17 protein-coding genes are annotated in these 17346 nt (G+C 59.0%); 11 read left to right on the top strand and 6 right to left on the bottom strand.

Annotated features, from left to right (window positions below):
- Positions 1-158 precede the first annotated feature (158 nt).
- Positions 159-1097 (top strand): extensin family protein, encoded by a 939-nt coding sequence (locus QE453_RS19765; RefSeq protein WP_107339103.1) that lies wholly within the window; start codon positions 159-161, stop codon positions 1095-1097.
- Positions 1098-1153: 56 nt separating this feature from the next.
- Here the strand turns inward: QE453_RS19765 and QE453_RS19760 are convergent, their stop codons facing one another.
- Positions 1154-3394, bottom strand: coding sequence for a TonB-dependent hemoglobin/transferrin/lactoferrin family receptor (locus QE453_RS19760; protein WP_309777776.1), 2241 nt, complete (start codon positions 3392-3394; stop codon positions 1154-1156).
- A gap of 353 nt (positions 3395-3747) precedes the next feature.
- On the opposite strand from QE453_RS19760, the gene QE453_RS19755 reads away from it, so the two are divergent.
- Together QE453_RS19755 and QE453_RS19750 are read left to right on the top strand one after the other, a co-directional pair.
- Positions 3748-4269: a TIGR00645 family protein gene (locus tag QE453_RS19755; RefSeq protein ID WP_004443046.1), complete on the top strand. Its 522-nt coding sequence runs from the start codon at positions 3748-3750 to the stop codon at positions 4267-4269.
- 95 nt (positions 4270-4364) lie between these two features.
- Complete coding sequence (locus QE453_RS19750; protein WP_004443044.1) at positions 4365-5081, top strand: helix-turn-helix transcriptional regulator; 717 nt, start codon at positions 4365-4367, stop codon at positions 5079-5081.
- 30 nt (positions 5082-5111) lie between these two features.
- On the opposite strand, the gene QE453_RS19745 is transcribed toward QE453_RS19750, so the two are convergent.
- From QE453_RS19745 to QE453_RS19735, 3 genes are all read right to left on the bottom strand, one after another.
- Positions 5112-6269 (bottom strand): DUF2333 family protein, encoded by a 1158-nt coding sequence (locus QE453_RS19745; RefSeq protein ID WP_244455552.1) that lies wholly within the window; start codon positions 6267-6269, stop codon positions 5112-5114.
- Between the two features lie 236 nt (positions 6270-6505).
- Positions 6506-6955, bottom strand: a complete 450-nt coding sequence (locus QE453_RS19740; protein ID WP_006699430.1) for a pseudoazurin — start codon at positions 6953-6955, stop codon at positions 6506-6508.
- 113 nt (positions 6956-7068) lie between these two features.
- A complete protein-coding gene (locus QE453_RS19735) occupies positions 7069-7650 on the bottom strand; it encodes a thymidine kinase (RefSeq protein ID WP_004443038.1) in 582 nt (193 codons plus the stop codon).
- Positions 7651-8023: 373 nt separating this feature from the next.
- Here QE453_RS19735 and QE453_RS19730 point away from each other — a divergent pair, with 373 nt between their 5' ends.
- From QE453_RS19730 to QE453_RS19715, 4 genes are all read left to right on the top strand, one after another.
- Positions 8024-8926: a choline ABC transporter substrate-binding protein gene (locus QE453_RS19730; RefSeq protein WP_373887382.1), complete on the top strand. Its 903-nt coding sequence runs from the start codon at positions 8024-8026 to the stop codon at positions 8924-8926.
- 187 nt (positions 8927-9113) lie between these two features.
- Positions 9114-9965, top strand: a complete 852-nt coding sequence (gene choW, locus QE453_RS19725) for a choline ABC transporter permease subunit (protein ID WP_004443035.1) — start codon at positions 9114-9116, stop codon at positions 9963-9965.
- Positions 9962-11008, top strand: a complete 1047-nt coding sequence (gene choV, locus QE453_RS19720; RefSeq protein WP_004443032.1) for a choline ABC transporter ATP-binding protein — start codon at positions 9962-9964, stop codon at positions 11006-11008. Before choW ends, choV begins: the two co-directional genes overlap by 4 nt.
- Positions 11009-11544: 536 nt before the next feature.
- Positions 11545-11865 (top strand): helix-turn-helix transcriptional regulator, encoded by a 321-nt coding sequence (locus tag QE453_RS19715; RefSeq protein WP_003524068.1) that lies wholly within the window; start codon positions 11545-11547, stop codon positions 11863-11865.
- 127 nt (positions 11866-11992) lie between these two features.
- On the opposite strand, the gene QE453_RS19710 is transcribed toward QE453_RS19715, so the two are convergent.
- Positions 11993-13168, bottom strand: a complete 1176-nt coding sequence (locus QE453_RS19710; RefSeq protein ID WP_244455553.1) for a DUF3095 domain-containing protein — start codon at positions 13166-13168, stop codon at positions 11993-11995.
- A 286-nt stretch (positions 13169-13454) separates the two neighbouring features.
- Here QE453_RS19710 and QE453_RS19705 point away from each other — a divergent pair, with 286 nt between their 5' ends.
- From QE453_RS19705 to queF, 4 genes are all read left to right on the top strand, one after another.
- Positions 13455-14558: a branched-chain amino acid ABC transporter substrate-binding protein gene (locus QE453_RS19705; RefSeq protein ID WP_004443027.1), complete on the top strand. Its 1104-nt coding sequence runs from the start codon at positions 13455-13457 to the stop codon at positions 14556-14558.
- 67 nt (positions 14559-14625) lie between these two features.
- Positions 14626-15027 carry a glyoxalase superfamily protein gene (locus tag QE453_RS19700; RefSeq protein ID WP_112554114.1) on the top strand — a complete coding sequence of 134 codons (402 nt, stop codon included), beginning with the start codon at positions 14626-14628 and terminating at the stop codon, positions 15025-15027.
- Positions 15028-15182: 155 nt separating this feature from the next.
- Complete coding sequence (locus QE453_RS19695; RefSeq protein WP_309777769.1) at positions 15183-16085, top strand: cation diffusion facilitator family transporter; 903 nt, start codon at positions 15183-15185, stop codon at positions 16083-16085.
- Positions 16086-16101: 16 nt separating this feature from the next.
- Positions 16102-16566, top strand: a complete 465-nt coding sequence (queF, locus tag QE453_RS19690) for a preQ(1) synthase (RefSeq protein WP_004430149.1) — start codon at positions 16102-16104, stop codon at positions 16564-16566.
- 25 nt (positions 16567-16591) lie between these two features.
- Here queF and QE453_RS19685 read toward each other — a convergent pair whose 3' ends face one another.
- Entirely contained in the window at positions 16592-17344 is a 753-nt protein-coding gene (locus tag QE453_RS19685; RefSeq protein ID WP_045532072.1) for a DUF2076 domain-containing protein, read from the bottom strand.
- Positions 17345-17346: the final 2 nt, after the last annotated feature.

Genomic DNA, 17346 nt, shown 5'->3' with positions numbered 1-17346 from the left:
CTCCACCACCAGTTAGCAATGTTCTTAGACACGATGTTCATGCGAAAATTGTTAGCGTGCACGATCCGCCTTGGCAAGCGGATTTCGGCAGGGGAATGAACCTTACGGGCCGCCGCCGCGTTGCACCCCTGCCGAAACGGTCAGGAGTGCCCCGTAAAATGCTTCATCGCCTGTGTCTTCTGGTAACCACCCTCGCACTGATTTCTGCCTCTGAACCGCCGGCGCAGGTGCCGGTGCCGCAGCCGAAACCGGGTGAGGGGCAGTCCTCCACCCCTTCGGAAAAGCCATCCGACGAGACGCCGCAAAGGCCGGCGGAAGCACCCAAACCCGTTCCCAAGCCGCAGCCCGAGGAGCAGCCGGTCGCGAAACCCGATGCTTCCGGAAACCAGCAATCCGATGGTGAAAAGACACCCGCAGACAAGGGTTCCGATGACGCCAAGAAGGAAGGCGAGGACAAGGATGGCGTGGAGCAGAAGAAACCGACTGTCGAAACGGCGAAACCTGATGAGAAGCCACCGGAGCCGGTGAAGCCGGAGGACCCGGCCGCACTCCAGGCATGCCTTGCCTCCTTGAAGGGGATCGGTGCAGAGTTCAAGCAGCTTGAGCCGATCCGCGATACGGAACAGGGGTGCGGCATCGACGCGCCTGTCGAGCTTTCCGTGGTTCTGCCTGGCATCAAGCTTGAGCCATCTGGAACCATGCGCTGTGAAACCGCGCTTGCGCTTTCACGCTGGACCAAGGAGATGATGGTGCCGGCGACGGCTCTCGCTTTCCCGGACAGAAAGGTGACCGCGATCGCCAACGCTTCGACCTACATTTGCCGCAACCGCAACAGCGCGGAAAACGGCAAGATTTCCGAACATGCCAAGGGCAATGCCGTGGATATTTCTACCATTTCCTTCGATAAGGGCGAGCCGCTGGTGATGAAGCCACGCGGTGAGGACGGGACGCCGGAAGGCGCTTTCCAGCGCACGATTACCGCTGCCGCTTGCCTGTTTTTCCGCACCGTCCTTTCGCCCGGCAGCGATGCTACCCATCAGGATCACCTGCATCTCGACGTGCTGGAGCGAAAAGGCGGCTATCTCTATTGCCGCTGACAAAAAGGGGCGACCCGAAAGGCCGCCCGACTGGAGTTGATGCTTCCGCCCCGGATTTAGAACTTCTGGGTCAGGGAGATTTTGAAGGTGCGGCCTGCTTCCGTGTAGAAATCGACCGGCTGATTGACCGTGCTGACCGAATTCGGGTTCACGTCGCGGACGCCGACGGCATTCCAGTATTTCCTGTCGAACAGGTTGTAGATGCCGGCCTGGATGCGCAGGCCCTTGGTCTGCTCGGGTTCCCACCAACCGGTCAGGTTGAAGACGCCGTAACCGGGGGCGTCGAAAGTGTTGGCCAACCTGTCGTCACGCATGCCGGCGGAGAAAACGCCCGTAAGTTCCGTGCCCCAGACATCCTGCGCATAGCCGACGCCGAGGACGGACTTGAACGGTGCCACCGTGCGGATGAACTCGTTGGTGTCGGTGTCCTTGCCATAGGCGTAGGCGAGCGAAGCGTGGGCGAAGAAGCCGTTTGCCAGATCCTTGCGGACCTTGGCCTCCACACCGGAGATTTCGACGTTGTTGCGGTTGCGATAGGTAAAGAGCGATCCGTTGCCCCTGCCGCCGAAGCCGGGGAAGAGCGTTGTCGAGGTCGTATATTGTTCGATGAAGTTCTTGTACTTGTTGTGGAACAGCGTCAGGCTTCCCGTCAGGTCGCCGGAGGCGTAGTTCGCACCGATCTCGAAACCGTTGCTGGTCTCGGGATTGAGGGCGGAGTTGCCGACAACAGCGTAACCGGAGCTGACGTTGGAGAAGTTCAGATACAGTTCGTTGATCGTCGGGGCACGATAGGCCATCGACCATTGTGCGAAAAGCTGTAGTTCGGGCGTGACGTCATAGGTGGCAAGAAGCTTCGGCGAGAAGCGCGAGCCGCTATTGCCGCTCGGCAGGCCGAATGTTCGGTAGCCGCTGTTGCTGGAAACGGAGCCATCGGGATCGTAATCGTAGGAATCGAAGCGCAGGCCGGGGGTCAGGCGGAAGCCGTTGCCGAAGGCGATTTCGTCATCGAGATAAAGGCCGAGGCTCTTGCCGCTCACGTCAGGCATGTCCGATTGCGACGATGAGGTCGAACCGGCCGTATTGGCGAAAAGCTCCTGGCTGAAATCGGTGGTCATGGCGTTGCCGCCGAAACGGACGGTGTGCTGCACGCCGCCAAGCTCGAACCCGGATTCCAGGCCGCCGACGATACCGAAGGCGCTGTTGCGCATGCTGTCTTCGCGAATATAGAGGGAATTATTGGTCAGCCGGTCGCCGGCGCCGGATTCCTTGGAGAGGCGCGTCCAGTAGAGCGACAGATTGGCGGCATCGATCACGCTGTCAGTCGAGGGCGCCTCGTATTCATAATCAAGCGAGACGCGGTCGCGCTCAGTGTCCTCGTAACCGCGGTAATCGCCGATGCGATAGGTCGAGCCCGATACGCTGACACCCTGAAGGGTTTTCATGTCGCTGCGGTCTCTCAGCGAATACCGTTCGGCAGTAAGTCCTATGCGGTGGCCACCTTCCAGATCCTGGCGGATCTTGAACATCAGGTTGCTTTCATAGGTGTCGGCGGGGTTGGGCTTGGTGCGGCGCGTGCCGTAGATGTCGGCCGTACCCTTGTTGTCCGTTTCATTGCCGCGTTTGTAGGAGCCCTGGAACAGGACCGAGGTGTTCTCGATCTTCTTGGCGACGGCGAGCGATCCGCCCACGCTTCTGTCCTCGCTGTCATAGGTGGTCTTGGCGACACCGCCCCAGTCCCTGCCTTCACCGATCAGGTCCTCCGGTTCGAGCGTGCGCAGTACCAGAGCGCCGCCAAGGGCACCGGAGCCGATGCGGCTGGAATCGGCGCCACGCACCACATCGACCGTCGAGAGCGAGGAAAAATCGAAGCTTGAGCTTGTGTCGCTGAGGGTGGTGGTTGCCTGACCCTGACGGGCGAAATTGTTGAAGTAAGGAACGGGAATATTGTCGATCAAAGTGACGACGCGTGCGCCGCCGAGGCCGCGAATGAACAGGCCGCCGGGCCGGCCGGGCTTGGCATCGACGTAATCGACGCCCGGTTCCGTACTGTTGCCGAGGTCCTTGATGCTGCCGATGTCCTTCTTGCGGATGTCTTCCGCAGTCGTCTGGCTCGCCAGCGGCGTATCGGCGACGGCATTGGCGCTTTTTACGCGCTTGCCCTTGACGACGATTTTTTCGAGCGTGGTGGTGCCATTGGTACCGGAAGCGGCATCCTGTGCCTGTGCGTGGCCGGTCAGGGGCAGAAGAGACATGGCGGTGCAGAGAAGCAGCGCGGAATGCGTGCGTGAGATGGACATTGATTACCCCCGAATATGCGCGCACAGGAGCTACGGCGCGCAAAAACGCGCCGCGCTCAGGCGCGGCTGGATATGTTCTGATTGGTTACGGGCGAGCCGATAAGCGAGGACTAAAAAACATGACGATAACTGTCAACATATTATATATGACTTTTTGCATCATGTTTTAAAGCGGGGCGCTATGTTGCAAAAATATTACGTTTGCGGTCCGTGGCCAAAAAAGATGGGTCAGGGCGAAAACGCCACGATGCGGTCAAAGTGCCGACATTGATGCTTGCTACGATCTTCGCGGCCAGTTTACATGGCGAAAGAAAGCATACCCGAAAATAACAGTTTAATAATCGGATACGGAAATGAAGTCTCTTGAACTGCTCGTCGAGCGGATCATTCTCTCCAGCCGCTGGCTGCTGGTCGTTTTTTATCTCGGCCTGGTCGCGGCACTGGCTGTCTACGCCTTTTCTTTCGCGCTCAAGTTTCTGAAAGTTGCGAAGAACGTTTTTACCTACGACGAAGCCGACATGATCCTTGCCATGCTGGGCCTGATCGATGCGGCACTCGTCGCCAGCCTGATCGTCATGGTGATGATTTCCGGTTACGAGAACTTTGTCAGCCGTTTCGACGATGCCGATGCGGAGGTTTCGTTTCTGGGCAAGCTTGATGCCGGAAGCCTGAAAATCAAGGTCGCGTCGTCAATCGTGGCCATTTCGTCCATTCACCTGCTGCAAATCTTTCTCAATGCCAATCAGTACTCGGACAGCAAGCTGATGTGGTTCACGATCATCCATCTGGCTTTTGTCGCCTCGGCGGTCATGCTTGGTTTCCTGGAGAAACTGATGGCCAAGCCGAAGGACAAGGCCGAAAAGCCGGTGCTTTAGCAGGGTAATCCAGACGATATGAAGGTCGCAACCCCGTCATGGCCACGCATTTTTTCGCTCCTGGCGTCAAGACCCGGCGCGGAGAAGGGGCGTGAATGGTGAAGACGGAGCGTCAGGCGAGGCTATGCGATGATCTGTCGGCTGCTGCCGACAAGTCCCAATGGCTGGAGGCGCTGCAGGAAGTGATGCACGCTTTCGGTTACGCCTATGTGACCCTGCTGCTCCTGCCCGGCGGCCAAAATGCCTATGGCTTGCCGACGGTCATTGAAAGCAGCCTGCCAATCTGGGTCGTGAATGCGATGACCAGCGACGGTGCGCTCGGGGATTGTCCCGTCATCAGGCGCGGCGCATCATCGATGATGCCGCAATATTGGTCGTTGCAGGACCCGGACATTGCGTGTGAAACGCTTCAGGATGCCGTATCCTCCGTGCGCAGCATGGGCATCACTTCGGGTCTCATGGTCCCGGTACACGGCATGAACGGCAATCGGTATCTGATGAATTTCGCAGGCGATCGCGATACCCTGCAACAGGCCGCGCTGAACGAGCTGGGCATGATCGCGCTACATGCGCTGGAGGTCTATGACCGGCTTTGCCGCACCGGCTCCAGAGGGCCTTCACCGCTGACGAAGCGGGAACTCGACGTGGTGCGGTGGACGGCGCAGGGGAAGACCTCTGTGGAGATTGCCGAGCTTCTCTCCATCTCGGAACATACCGTCAACGCCTATATGAACAACGCCATCCGCAAGCTCGACTGCGTGAACCGCACCCAGCTGGTGGCCAAGACCATACGCCTTGGCCTGATCGTCTGATCGGTCCCGCCCTTCGGGGAAACCTGCGCCTTATCGGTCGAGAACCGAGCGAAGCTCGACGAGATTGGAGCGAACCCGCAAAACGTAAAATCCCATGGTTGCCAGGTGCGACGGCATGATCCAGCCGCTCTCGTCACCATTGGAGATGATCGCCGGCTGGATGCGCAAGGCTGCGCGGGTCTGCAGGAGCGTGTCGTTCCACAGGTTCGTGAGGTTGCGTTCGCGGATGACCTGCGCGAAGTCGGATCCGGCTGCGGAAAGTACGCCATAATAACCGTAGAGCTGGCCATAGGCGAACCAGAAACGGTCGTCGGCGCGGGTATCGAACCAACCGCCATTATAGTTTTCCGAACGCTCACGCAGGATGGCCGATGTCGAGCCGATATCGCCGGCAATGCGGTCGATGAACTGGATCAGGTTGTCGGCGCGGGTGTCGAAGACGGCCTTGCAGGCGACGAGCTCGCCATTGAAGGCCTGGAAGCTGCGGATCGCGGCGCGGTAATAGCTGGGGGTCGGCGTCTTCGGGCCGAAAGGATCGAGACCGAAATACCAGGAATATTCGCTGAACTGCATATTGCCACGCGCTTCCTGGAGGTTGTTGTTGATGCCCGATGTCCCGCGCACGCGCCCGAGCGTATCCACCAGCTCCACCGAGGTGCGGCGCACGGCTTGGTTCACGCCGCGCTGGAATGAAGCCTTGTTGTCGAGAAACGGTGTGCTATCCCAGTCCATGCCGAAGAGACCGAGGCGATAGAGCAGCATGGAGGAAATCCATGCATTCTGGTTGACGTTGAAATCGGTGAGATCGGCGGCAGCGTCAACGATGGCCGAGCGCTGGCACACCGGCGCGGATGTGTTGGCGGCTGCACCGGTTGCGCCAGCGGGCGACGTCGGGGAGGCGGCCGGCAGTTCCTGTCCGGGCGGCACGGTCCGTTCAGCAAGCTTGTAACGGGAAATGTAATCCGGATCGAAATTGCTCCAGACCTGCGTTTGCCAGACGAAATATCCGTAGAAGCCGGCAAGCAGGATGAGAACCAGAGCGATCGGGCCCTTGATGAGCCAGTTGCGGCCGCTGTACCAGCCATGGGCGGCCATGAAGGGCCATAAAAGCCAGGCGACGAGAAGACCGGCGGCCCTGCCGATGGCACTGAAGGCTGCCTGAATCGTGGCGGTGATCCGGTCTATCATGTCGTCATAGTCTCCTCTGCCCGTGGGGCTGGATGCCGGAATAAAACCGCCATCCGGTGGGGCGCCCTTCGGCGCCTGGTCGGACTCCGGTCATTTACTGTCCTGCAGATATGTCCCGGTCAACCGGGATGCAACATGATTGCGAAACTTTTCTCAACCTGCGGTCCGCGCCCGCCACCATCGCTCTCTATACGGACTGCGACGTAACGGCCGCCGCGGAGCCGGAGGGCAAGCAGTCAGAGGCCGAGCCTGGCGATCTCCTCATTCAGCCGGTCGCGTGCCTTTTTCGGCAGTTTGCCGCTCTTGACGGCATCGAGGTTGGCCGGCACGGCGTCGCCCACGACAACGAGCGCGACCATGCCCATGCCGAGATGCGGCGTGCATTTGACGACGTAGGCGCCTTCCTTCTCGACCGTCAGCTTAACCGCCTCGTTCATCTTGCCCTTGAACTCGGAAACCCCCTCGGGGATCATATCCTTCACGGCTGCCGCGTCATGGCCCTTGTCCACCGGAATGAAGGTGATGACGTCACCTACGGCAGCCTTGACGGTTGCGGGCTCGAAGACCATCGCCTGACCATCGCCGCCCTTGTTGAGCATCTTCACTTCGATTTCGGCAGACAGGGCGGGGAAGGCAAAAAGTCCAGCAATGACGAGGCTGGCAAATCCGGCAATTTTGTTCTGCATAATTTTGCTCCTGAGAGAAAGCACATCCAAGCGGATGTGTCCCCGCCGTTCTAGCGCAGGAGCCGGGCGGTCATCTTTGCGAAAAATCAAATGCGGCAACCGGACGCAGCCGCTCAGCCGCCGTTGAACGTCTCCACCCAGTGGCGGCGGCAGAAGGAAACATATTTTTCGTTGCCGCCTACCTCAATCTGCGCGCCTTCCGTGACGACATTTCCTTCATTGTCGAAGCGGGCCACCATCGTCGCCTTGCGGCCGCAATGGCAGATGGTGCGGATTTCGCGAAGCTCGTCGGCAATCGCAAGCAGTTCTTTCGAGGCAGGGAAGAGCTTGCCCTGGAAATCCGTGCGCAGACCATAGGTCATTACCGGGATGTCCAGCCGGTCGACAATCTCGGCAAGCTGCCAGACATGGTGTTCTGAGAGGAAATTGGCCTCGTCGACGAAAACGCAGGCGACGGGCGCCTGTACATGCAGGGCCGATACTTCAGCGAACAAATCGGTATTTTCATCGAAGGTCAGGGCGTCGGAGGACAGACCGATGCGCGAGGCGACACGGCCGACGCCGGCGCGGTCGTCAAACGCGGCCGTGAAGATCAGCGTGCGCATGCCGCGCTCCTGATAATTATAGGACGCCTGCAGCAGCATGGTCGATTTGCCGGCATTCATCGTCGAATAATTGAAATAGAGTTTTGCCATTATCCACTCCCGGAGCGCCTTCGCGCCTTTCGGACGCCTCGCAACCTCACGAAACGGCGCGCCGGATTTCACCAGGCGATCACAAAGCCCGGTCCGATGCCGCATCAGGCGTCTTTTGACGAGGAAGATGTGGATTGAAAAGTGCGCAGGCGCGAAAAACACAGATTTCTGCGGTCCGCTCTTTCCCATTTGCAGGTTCGAATCCCGACGCTTTTGCCGTTTTTGTCGCAAACGGGCGGGCCAAAGCACGCAAATGCACGCGAGTTGATTGTGGCCGGAAGATATTGATAATGGCAAGGGAACGAAAAAAAGGGAGCAAACAATGTTTGCAAATAGACGTCGCTGTCTGGTTCTGGCCGCAGCAATCTCCTCCATGACGTTCAGCGCGGCCGGTGCCGCCGAACCGGCAAGCTGCGGCACGGTGCGGTTTTCCGATGTGGGCTGGACCGACATCACCGCCACAACGGCCACCGCCACGGTGCTACTGAAAAGCCTAGGCTATGAAACCGACGTCAAGCTTCTCTCGGTTCCCGTTACCTATACATCCCTGAAAAACAAAGACATCGATGTCTTCCTCGGCAACTGGATGCCGACCATGGAAGGGGATATCGCGCCTTATCGCGAAGACAAATCGGTCGAAACGCTGCGGGAAAACCTGACCGGCGCCAAGTATACGCTGGCGACCAACGCCAAGGGTGCCGAACTCGGCATCAAGGATTTCAAGGACATCGCCACGCACAGCGACGCGCTTGGCGGCAAGATTTACGGCATCGAGCCCGGTAATGACGGCAACCGCCTGATCCTCGACATGGTGGCCAAGGATACATTCGGATTGAAGGCGTTCGAAGTCGTCGAATCCTCCGAGCAGGGGATGCTGTCGCAGGTCGCCCGCGCGGAAAAATCCGGCGAGCCGATCGTTTTCCTCGGCTGGGAACCGCATCCGATGAATGCGAATTTCAAGCTCACCTACCTGACGGGCGGCGATGAGGTCTTCGGTCCCAACTTCGGTGGTGCGACGATCTACACCAATGTTCGCAAGGGTTATGTCGAGGAATGCCCCAATGTCGGCGCCTTCCTCAAGAACCTGCAATTTTCCCTGCCCATGGAAAACGAGATCATGGGCAAAATCCTGAATGACGGGCTTGAGGGCGAAGCTGCCGCCACCGCATGGCTGAAGGCCAATCCGGCTGCGGTCGAGCCCTGGCTCGCCAACGTCAAGACCAAGGATGGCAGCGCCGACGCCCTGCCCGCCGTCAAGAAGGCGCTTGGCCTTTAAAACGCAAGACTGTGCATGACTGTATCCGGCCTGCGCGACAGGCTGGATACAGCGGGAAATATCGATGCCCATGCATGACCTTGCCCGCGCATTTTCAACGCATTGCAGGTCATGCGCCAGCACCGCGTCCGGCCGCCGTCTGCCGGTCGTTTTTTCTGCATTTGTTTAAGAAAGGTCTTTTCTTACCGTGGAATGGCTCAGCGCTCCTGAAAACCGCCTGCCCGTCGGCCGATATGCCAAGGAGGCCATCGACTGGCTGACCGGCAATCTCGCTTTTTTCTTCGATTGGCTTTCCTTCATTTTCCAAAGCGTCATCAACGCCCTGCTTTATGTGCTCCAGGCGCCGCATCCGCTGGTCATCGTGGCGATTGTCACGGCGCTTTCGGCCTGGACGCGACGCTCGATCGGCATGCCCGTCTTCACCGCACTCGGCCTGCTGCTCATCATCAATCTCGGCTATTGGAAAGCGACGACGGAGACGCTGGCGCTGGTGATCGCCGCCAGCGCCGTGTGCATGATCATCGGCATACCGCTTGGCATATTGGCGGCGAGGCGCAAATGGATCTATGCCGGCATGCGCCCGGTGCTGGACCTGATGCAGACCATCCCCACCTTCGTTTATCTCATTCCGGCGCTGGTGCTGTTCGGCCTTGGCATGGTTCCGGGGCTGATCGCCACCGTCATCTTCGCCATTCCGGCTCCGGTGCGGCTCACACGCCTCGGCATTGTCTCCACGCCGCCGGCGCTGGTCGAGGCGGCCGTCGCCTTCGGAGCAACGCCGTCGCAGGTGCTGCGCAAGGTGGAGCTGCCCTTTGCCGCGCCGCAGATCATGGCCGGTCTTACCCAGACGATCATGCTGTCGCTGTCGATGGTGGTCATTTCCGCGCTTGTCGGCGCCAATGGTTTGGGCGTGCCTGTCGTGCGCGCCTTGAACACCGTCAATATCGCCATGGGCTTCGAGGCGGGATTGTGTATCGTCATACTGGCGATCGTTCTTGACCGGCTTTTCCGCCTTCCCGGTACGGAGGATGATCTATGAGTGACGCCATCATCTTCGGAAATGTCGATATCGTCTTTGGCGACCGGCCCGATGCCGCGCTGCCGATGATCGACAGGGGCAGTACGCGCGACGAGATCAATGCCGAGACCGGGCTGGTGCTCGGTGTCGCCAATGCATCGCTGTCCGTCAGCGAAGGCGAGATACTCGTGCTTATGGGGCTTTCCGGCTCGGGCAAGTCGACGCTGCTCAGGGCCGTCAACGGGCTTGCGCCCGTGGTACGTGGCAATGTGGGGGTGAAGACCAAGACCGGCTTTGTCGATCCCTATCGCTCAACGGCCAAATCGCTCCGCGACCTGCGCATGCATACGGTTTCCATGGTGTTCCAGCAATTCGGTCTTCTGCCGTGGCGTAACGTGGCCGACAATGTCGGTTTCGGGCTCGAGCTTTCCGGCGTACCGGAAGCGGAACGCAAACGCATGGTGGCCGAGCAGCTCGAACTGGTCAATCTTTCCGCCTGGGCCGACCGCAAGGTGGGAGAGCTTTCCGGCGGCATGCAGCAGCGTGTGGGACTGGCGAGAGCGTTTGCCACCGGCGCGCCGATCCTGCTGATGGACGAACCATTCTCGGCGCTCGACCCCCTTATCAGAAGCCGCCTGCAGGATGAGCTTCTCGAATTCCAGAGCCGGCTGAAGAAAACGATCCTCTTTGTCAGCCACGATCTGGATGAGGCTTTCCGCATCGGCAATCGTATCGCCATGATGGAAGGCGGACGCATCATCCAGTGCGGGACGCCGCAGCAGATCGTCAAGCAACCGGCCACGCAATATGTCGCGGATTTCGTGCAGAATATGAACCCGATCTCCATGCTGACCGCTGCGGATGTGATGAAGCGGGGCGTAGATGAACGCAACGGCCAGATGACCGTTGCGGCCACCGCCCGCCCGTCATCCCCCCTGATCGACATTCTCGATGCGCTGGCCAAACATTCCGGCGCAATCGGTGTCGTCGACAATGGCGCGATCGTCGGCACGATTTCCGCTGACGAAGTCGTGGCAGGGCTGACCCGTCATCGCAAAAAATAACTGGCTTTTGCCAGGAAACAAAAGGGACCTCCCTCACCGGGGGTCCCTTTTGTTTTTCCGCAGATATTCCGGGCAAGTTACCTTCCCCCTGTTGGAAAGAGTATCTTTGACATCATAAGTTATGCATGAAAATTATTACTAATAAAAACCATATTGCAAATTTCGAGAAAATTGCGCAAAGTAAAACTAGATTCTGTAGCGCGTTGCTAAATTTAAGGTGGTATAAGCTTAAAGCCTCAAAATCGGTCGCGGGTTATGGTGATTTGGGAGCTGAAATTTTTATCATTTGTTGCTTATGAATACTTATTCTAATACATGTTTTTATTGTAAATGTGATAAAAATCAGGCAGAACGCCGATATTTTAGGTGAAGTGTCTTAGATGGATAATTAGTGAAGAATAGTCTTTGAAAGGGACACGATATAAGCAAGATTTAGGTATATACAACGTATCCACCGAATTATAAAAACACCTTTTGGAACACCTATAATAGCCACCATGACCGTCTTTCCGACTGTCATCAGGAGACTTGAGCGTATGGATAACCAATCTCTGTCGGAACATAGCATCGCCGCTGCAGACTTGCTCTCAGCGATGGCGAATCCCAAGCGCCTGATGATCTTATGCACGTTGGTGGATACGGAAGTGCCGGTCGGTGTTCTCGCCTCTCAGGTTGGTCTCAGCCAGTCCGCTCTTTCGCAGCATCTTTCGAAATTGCGGGCCCAGCGGCTGGTAAAGACACGACGGGATGCGCAGACCATCTATTATTCCAGCAACTCCGAATCCGTTAAGAAAATCCTGGCCTCCCTTGAGGAAATTTATTGCCAGGCGCAGAAGAGCAGCAAGACAGCCGCCTGATCCGGGGCCGTCAGGCCTCCGGCAGCATTGAATTGAAACCGGCGCTTGACGCCGGTTTTTCGTTTGTGAGTTACCTGACCGGGCGGTGATCCCGCAAGGAGCGCGCTGGTCTTTGCGCCGGGTGCGATCAGCGGGCGGGCACAGCCTGCATCTGCTGCTTGAGCAGGGTTGCTGCAGCCGCATATCCGCCGTCAGCGCCGTCCACGAAATGCATGTGATCCCGTGAAAGCGGGGAGGGTACGATACAGGTCATCAATGCGGCGTCCTGCTCATGCAGGCCGAAATAACAGCTTCCAGACAGGCGGCCTTGCTCCAGCCGGTCGCGAATTTTTTCGAGCCTTGCGCCGTCGATATCCACGGTCATCTTCAAACCGTCGTCGAATTTCCTGAAATCGGTATTGCTGGCGACGGAGCGCCGATAGCGCTCCGCATTGAACCGTCCGAGCGAAAGACCCGTCAAGCCGAGCAAATTGATAAGCAGGGTCTCGCCGAGAATACGGGACGAACGGCGCAACTGGCCCCAGACGTCGCGATGGGCCGCTCCTGCGCGTGCCTCGAGATTCAGTCCCTCCCGCACGAAACCGAGCTTCGGGCCCTCCTCAGGCACGGGGTGGCCATGCCTTCCGTCCTGCTCGGCCAGATCGACAAGATCGGTAACAAGCTTGCGGAATGCCGGCATGTCCCGCGACTGCCCCGGCACCGCTATGATGGATACAACCTTGCCACGGGTCGCCGGAATGGGATTCCAGCGGCATGAGAGGCCGGTCAGATCCGGGCGTTCGCCTGCGGCTGCGGTGGGCAGGATATAAAGGCCTTCCTTCATCCGTGCTTCAGCCCAGCTATTGCCGCCACCTGAAAACATCGCATAGGATACATCGTCGCTTGCCTGAAAACGCGCGACGCGCACATCGAAGCCATTCTCACGAATATCCTCAACCGGAACCAGCGCTACCCGCATCGTAAGGTCGAGATCGTCCTTCACCCAACGCTGAACGGAAGAAAGAGCGGCGCTGGCAAGCGGCAGCCCGCCCGGGGGCACGGTGACGGCGGCGCCATCGCCGCCGAAAACGAAGGGCAGGTCGTGACGTCCGAGACTGTTCGACACACCGGAAATGACCGCCGCGCCGGCCATGTTCACCGCCTTGTATCGGCCGGTCTGGATCGCCGCCGTTGAATCGACGATATCGGCGATGGCAAGCCCCCATCCCGGTGGCAGGGCACGATAAAGCGTCGGATCAACCACGTCCTCAAAGCGCTGGAAAACGGGCAGGCCCGTCAGAAATTCGTCATCTGCTGTGATCATGCCGCGATTATCCTCCAGCGGCGGCCAAACGCCAACCATTTCCATGGGGCGATACCGTGCTTCGGAGTGATAGGATCATGGCCCGCTTCGCGTTTGATTTACCTCTAATAGACCTAATCCAGCAAAGGTGACTTGCATAGATCATCAATCCTTCCGTATGAGTTGAGTGGAAGGCTCGGAATTCAAAAATGGAACGAGTTTTCGCCGGGAGGCGTCCGATAGTTTCATTCGGTCGGCGCCCATGGCGCTCACCGGGTCCCGCGACCCCCTTTAAGGAGACACCAGGATGAAACTGAAGACATTGACCAGCGTGACGCTTGCAGCGTCCTTCGCATTCGCACCCCTTGCCCATGCCGAAATCGTCATCGGCCTGATTGCGCCGCTTACCGGTCCTGTCGCCGCTTATGGCGACCAGGTCAAGAACGGCGCCCAGACGGCAGTCAATGAAATCAACAAAAAGGGCGGCATCCTCGGCGAACAGGTCGTGCTGAAGCTGGCCGACGATGGCGGCGAGCCGAAGCAGGGCGTTTCAGCCGCGAATCAGCTGGTTGCCGAAGGCATTCACTTCGTCGTCGGTCCGGTGACGTCCGGCGTCGCCATTCCCGCTTCGGACGTCTTTGCCGAAAACGGCGTGCTGATGGTGACGCCGACGGCGACTGCGCCGGGCCTTACCAACCGCGGCCTTTCCAACGTCTTCCGCACCTGCGGTCGCGATGACCAGCAGGCCGAGGTTGCGGCGAAATACGTTCTCGCCAACCTCAAGGACAAGAAGGTCGCCATCATTCACGACAAGGGCGCTTACGGCAAAGGCCTGGCAGATGCCTTCAAGGCGACGCTGAATGCCGGCGGCGTGACCGAAGTTCTCTACGATGCCCTGACGCCGGGCGAAAAGGACCTCGGCGCGCTGACGGCACGTCTGAAGTCCGACAATGCCGAGATCATCTATTTCGGCGGTTACCATCCGGAAGCCGGTCTTCTGGTGCGCCAGTTGAAGGATATCGGCTCCAAGGCTGCCGTTATCGGCGGTGACGGCCTGTCGAACAGCGAGTTCTGGAACATCGGTTCGCAGGCTGGCGAAGGCACGATCTTCACCAATGCTTCCGACGCGCTGAAGAACGCTGATTCCAAGGCTGCCGCGGAAGCGCTGAAGGCCGCCAACATTCCGGCGGAAGCCTTCACGCTTAATGCTTACGCTGCTGTCGAAGTCCTGAAAGCCGGCATCGAAAAGGCTGGCGCCAAGGATTCCGAAGCGGTTGCCAAGGTCCTGAAGAGCGGTGAAGCCTTCCCGACCGCAATTGGCAAGGTCACCTATGGCGAAAGCGGTGACCTGACCTCGCAGACCTTCTCGCTGTTCAAGTGGCAGGACGGCAAGATCGTCGCAGCCGAATAAGCTGACCTTACCGGCCGCACCTGTTGCGGCCGGTTTCATTTTATGGCCTGAAGAGGGTGAAGGCAGCATGGCCGATGCCGGGACGCGCATAGACGGAGATATCGCTTTCGAGCGGATATTCCCCATCCTCAGGATGTTCGACGAGGCCAAGGCACGGGAGTTCTATATCGATTTTCTCGGTTTCGAGGTCGACTGGGAACACCGCTTCGGCGAAAATTTCCCGCTCTACATGCAGATTTCACGCGCCGGAATGGGGCTGCATCTCAGCGGCCATCATGGCGATGCGACACCGGGCTCGAACATCTTTGTCACGATGCACGGCGTTCATGCCTTTCAGCGCGAACTGGCAGCGAAGGATTATCGCTTCATGAAGCCGGGTGTCGAAGAGTTGCCATGGGGCGACGTGATGGAGGTGACCGACCCCTTCGGCAACCGCATCCGTTTCTGCGAACAGAAAAGCCGGCCATGAGGCCTTGAAGGCCGCTACGGCTCTTGACCTTTGTCATGGTTTGAACGATAGAACGCGCAAATTGCGAACCGCGCGCACGGGTACCCCCGTGCGCGCGGTTCGTGCGTTTTGGGACTTGATGATGCAATTCGTTCGCATCCGCACGGGGACAGAAAATGAACGTTGAAGGCAATGCGCTGGTCAGGAAGCTCGCATTCTGGGGCATTCCGCTTTCTTTCGGTGTGCTCGGCCTGAAGCTCGTGGCCTGGTGGGTTACCGGCTCGGTCGCGCTGCTGTCCGACGGTCTGGAATCGACCGTCAACGTGGTCGCGGCTTTCATCGCCTATTTCGTCATTCGTTATGCGCAGAAGCCCGCCGATGACGACCACCAGTTCGGCCACCATAAGGCGGAGTATATTTCCGCTGTTGTCGAAGGGGTGCTGATCGTTGTCGCCGCCCTGCTGATCGTGCAGGAGGCCTGGGGCGCACTCTTCAATCCGAGACTGCCGGAAGCGCCGGTACTTGGTCTTGCCATCAATGCCGCGGCCGGGATCATTAACGCTGTCTGGGCGACAATATTGATCCGCGTCGGCAAACAGTATTCTTCGCCGGCGCTTGCGGCCGACGGCCACCACATCATGTCTGATGTCGTGACATCGGCAGGCGTACTTGTCGGCCTCGTCCTGGCATTGCTGACGGGCTATGCCATTCTCGATCCCGCGCTTGCCATTCTCGTGGCCGTCAACATTCTGTTTCAGGGCTCGAAGGTCATCCTGCATTCGCTGGGTGGCCTGATGGATCGGGCAGTGGAGCCCGAGGAGGATGAGGCGATCAAGAAGGCGATCGCAGCCAATTCCGGTGGCATTATCGGTGTCCATGATCTCAGAACCCGCCGCGCCGGTTCGGCCGCCTTCATCGATTTTCACGTCGTCGTACCGGCGATCATGACGGTGCGTGAGGCGCATGATATTTGCGACCGCCTTGAAGATGCCATAAGGGACGTCATACCGGGCGCCAGCCTTGCCATTCACGTCGAGCCGGAAGGCGAAAAGGCGCATGGCGTCAAAGTGATCGTTTAAAAAACAGGAGTTTTCCATGTCCGTGACGGATGTTTCCGGCCTGTCGCAGCTGGGCACGAAGGTCGATACGCCAGAGAGCCCTGAAAAGGCCGTTCTCGAAAAGGTGCCCAACGGCAATGCCGGCACCGATTATGTCGTGCGCTTTACCGCGCCCGAATTCACCTCGCTCTGCCCGATGACCGGCCAGCCGGATTTCGCCCATATCGTCATCGATTATATTCCCGGCGACTTTCTGGTGGAATCGAAGTCGCTGAAGCTGTTCCTGCAGTCCTTCCGCAACCATGGCGCATTCCATGAGGATTGCTCGGTCTATATTGCCAAGCGCCTTGTGGAGTTGCTGCAGCCGAAGTGGCTGCGTATCGGCGCCTACTGGTATCCGCGCGGCGGCATTCCGATCGACGTCTTCTGGCAGACCGGACCGGCGCCCGAGGGCGTGTGGCTGCCGGATCAGGGCGTTGCCACTTATCGCGGCCGCGGCTGATCCGGCTCTTTAGGTGATAAAAAGCTCAGACGAACGAGCTATCGTCGCCTGAATCGAAATCGGCATCATCGGCGCTGTCGTCGTAATCGGCCTGCTGGATATCATCGTCATTGTTATCCTGCGGGCTCGCGCTGTCACCATAATAGTTGTTGATGACCGTTTCTTCGACCGGCGCATTGCCAGTGCCGCTATTGCCGCCGAAGGGCGAGCCGAGGCCGAGCGACGACATGTGGCTGCCGAAGATGCCGCTCAGCGAGTTCGCAAGCAGCATGCCACCTGCAACGCCGGCTGCGGTGCCAAGCGCGCCCTGCAGGAAACCGCCGCCAGACCGGCCGGCTGCTGCCGGCTGCTGACCCCACGGTCCACCGGGCTGCTGCTGGGCTGCCTGCGATGCCCACGGACCGGCCGTCTGGCCAGCGGTATCGTTGCGCCACGAGGCCGGCGCGGCAGCAGCAGGTGCTGGTGTCGGAGCTGGCGGCTGCGGCTGGCCGGTGCCGAAGATGGAACTGAGAAAGCCGCCCTGCGCTGCGGCCTGAGGGGCCGGGTTGGCGCTTTCCAATGCGTGGATGCGCTCTTCGAGCTGCTTGATATGGGCTGCTGCCGCTTCCAGTCCCTTCTCCTGCACGATCACCGCCTGAGCGAGATAATAGGGAGCTGCGGGCTGATCGCGCACGGCGTCTGCGATCAACGTTTCCGCCTCGCGGTCACGCGGGGTGGCGGATGCGGCCTTGGTTCTTTCGAACAGGCCCTTGAGAAGCTGGCTTTCTTCCGGTGACATGT

Origin of the sequence: Agrobacterium sp. SORGH_AS_0440, assembly GCF_031453135.1 — a bacterium.
GTDB lineage: Bacteria > Pseudomonadota > Alphaproteobacteria > Rhizobiales > Rhizobiaceae > Agrobacterium > Agrobacterium pusense.
This window is presented reverse-complemented; position numbering and strand designations above follow the sequence as displayed.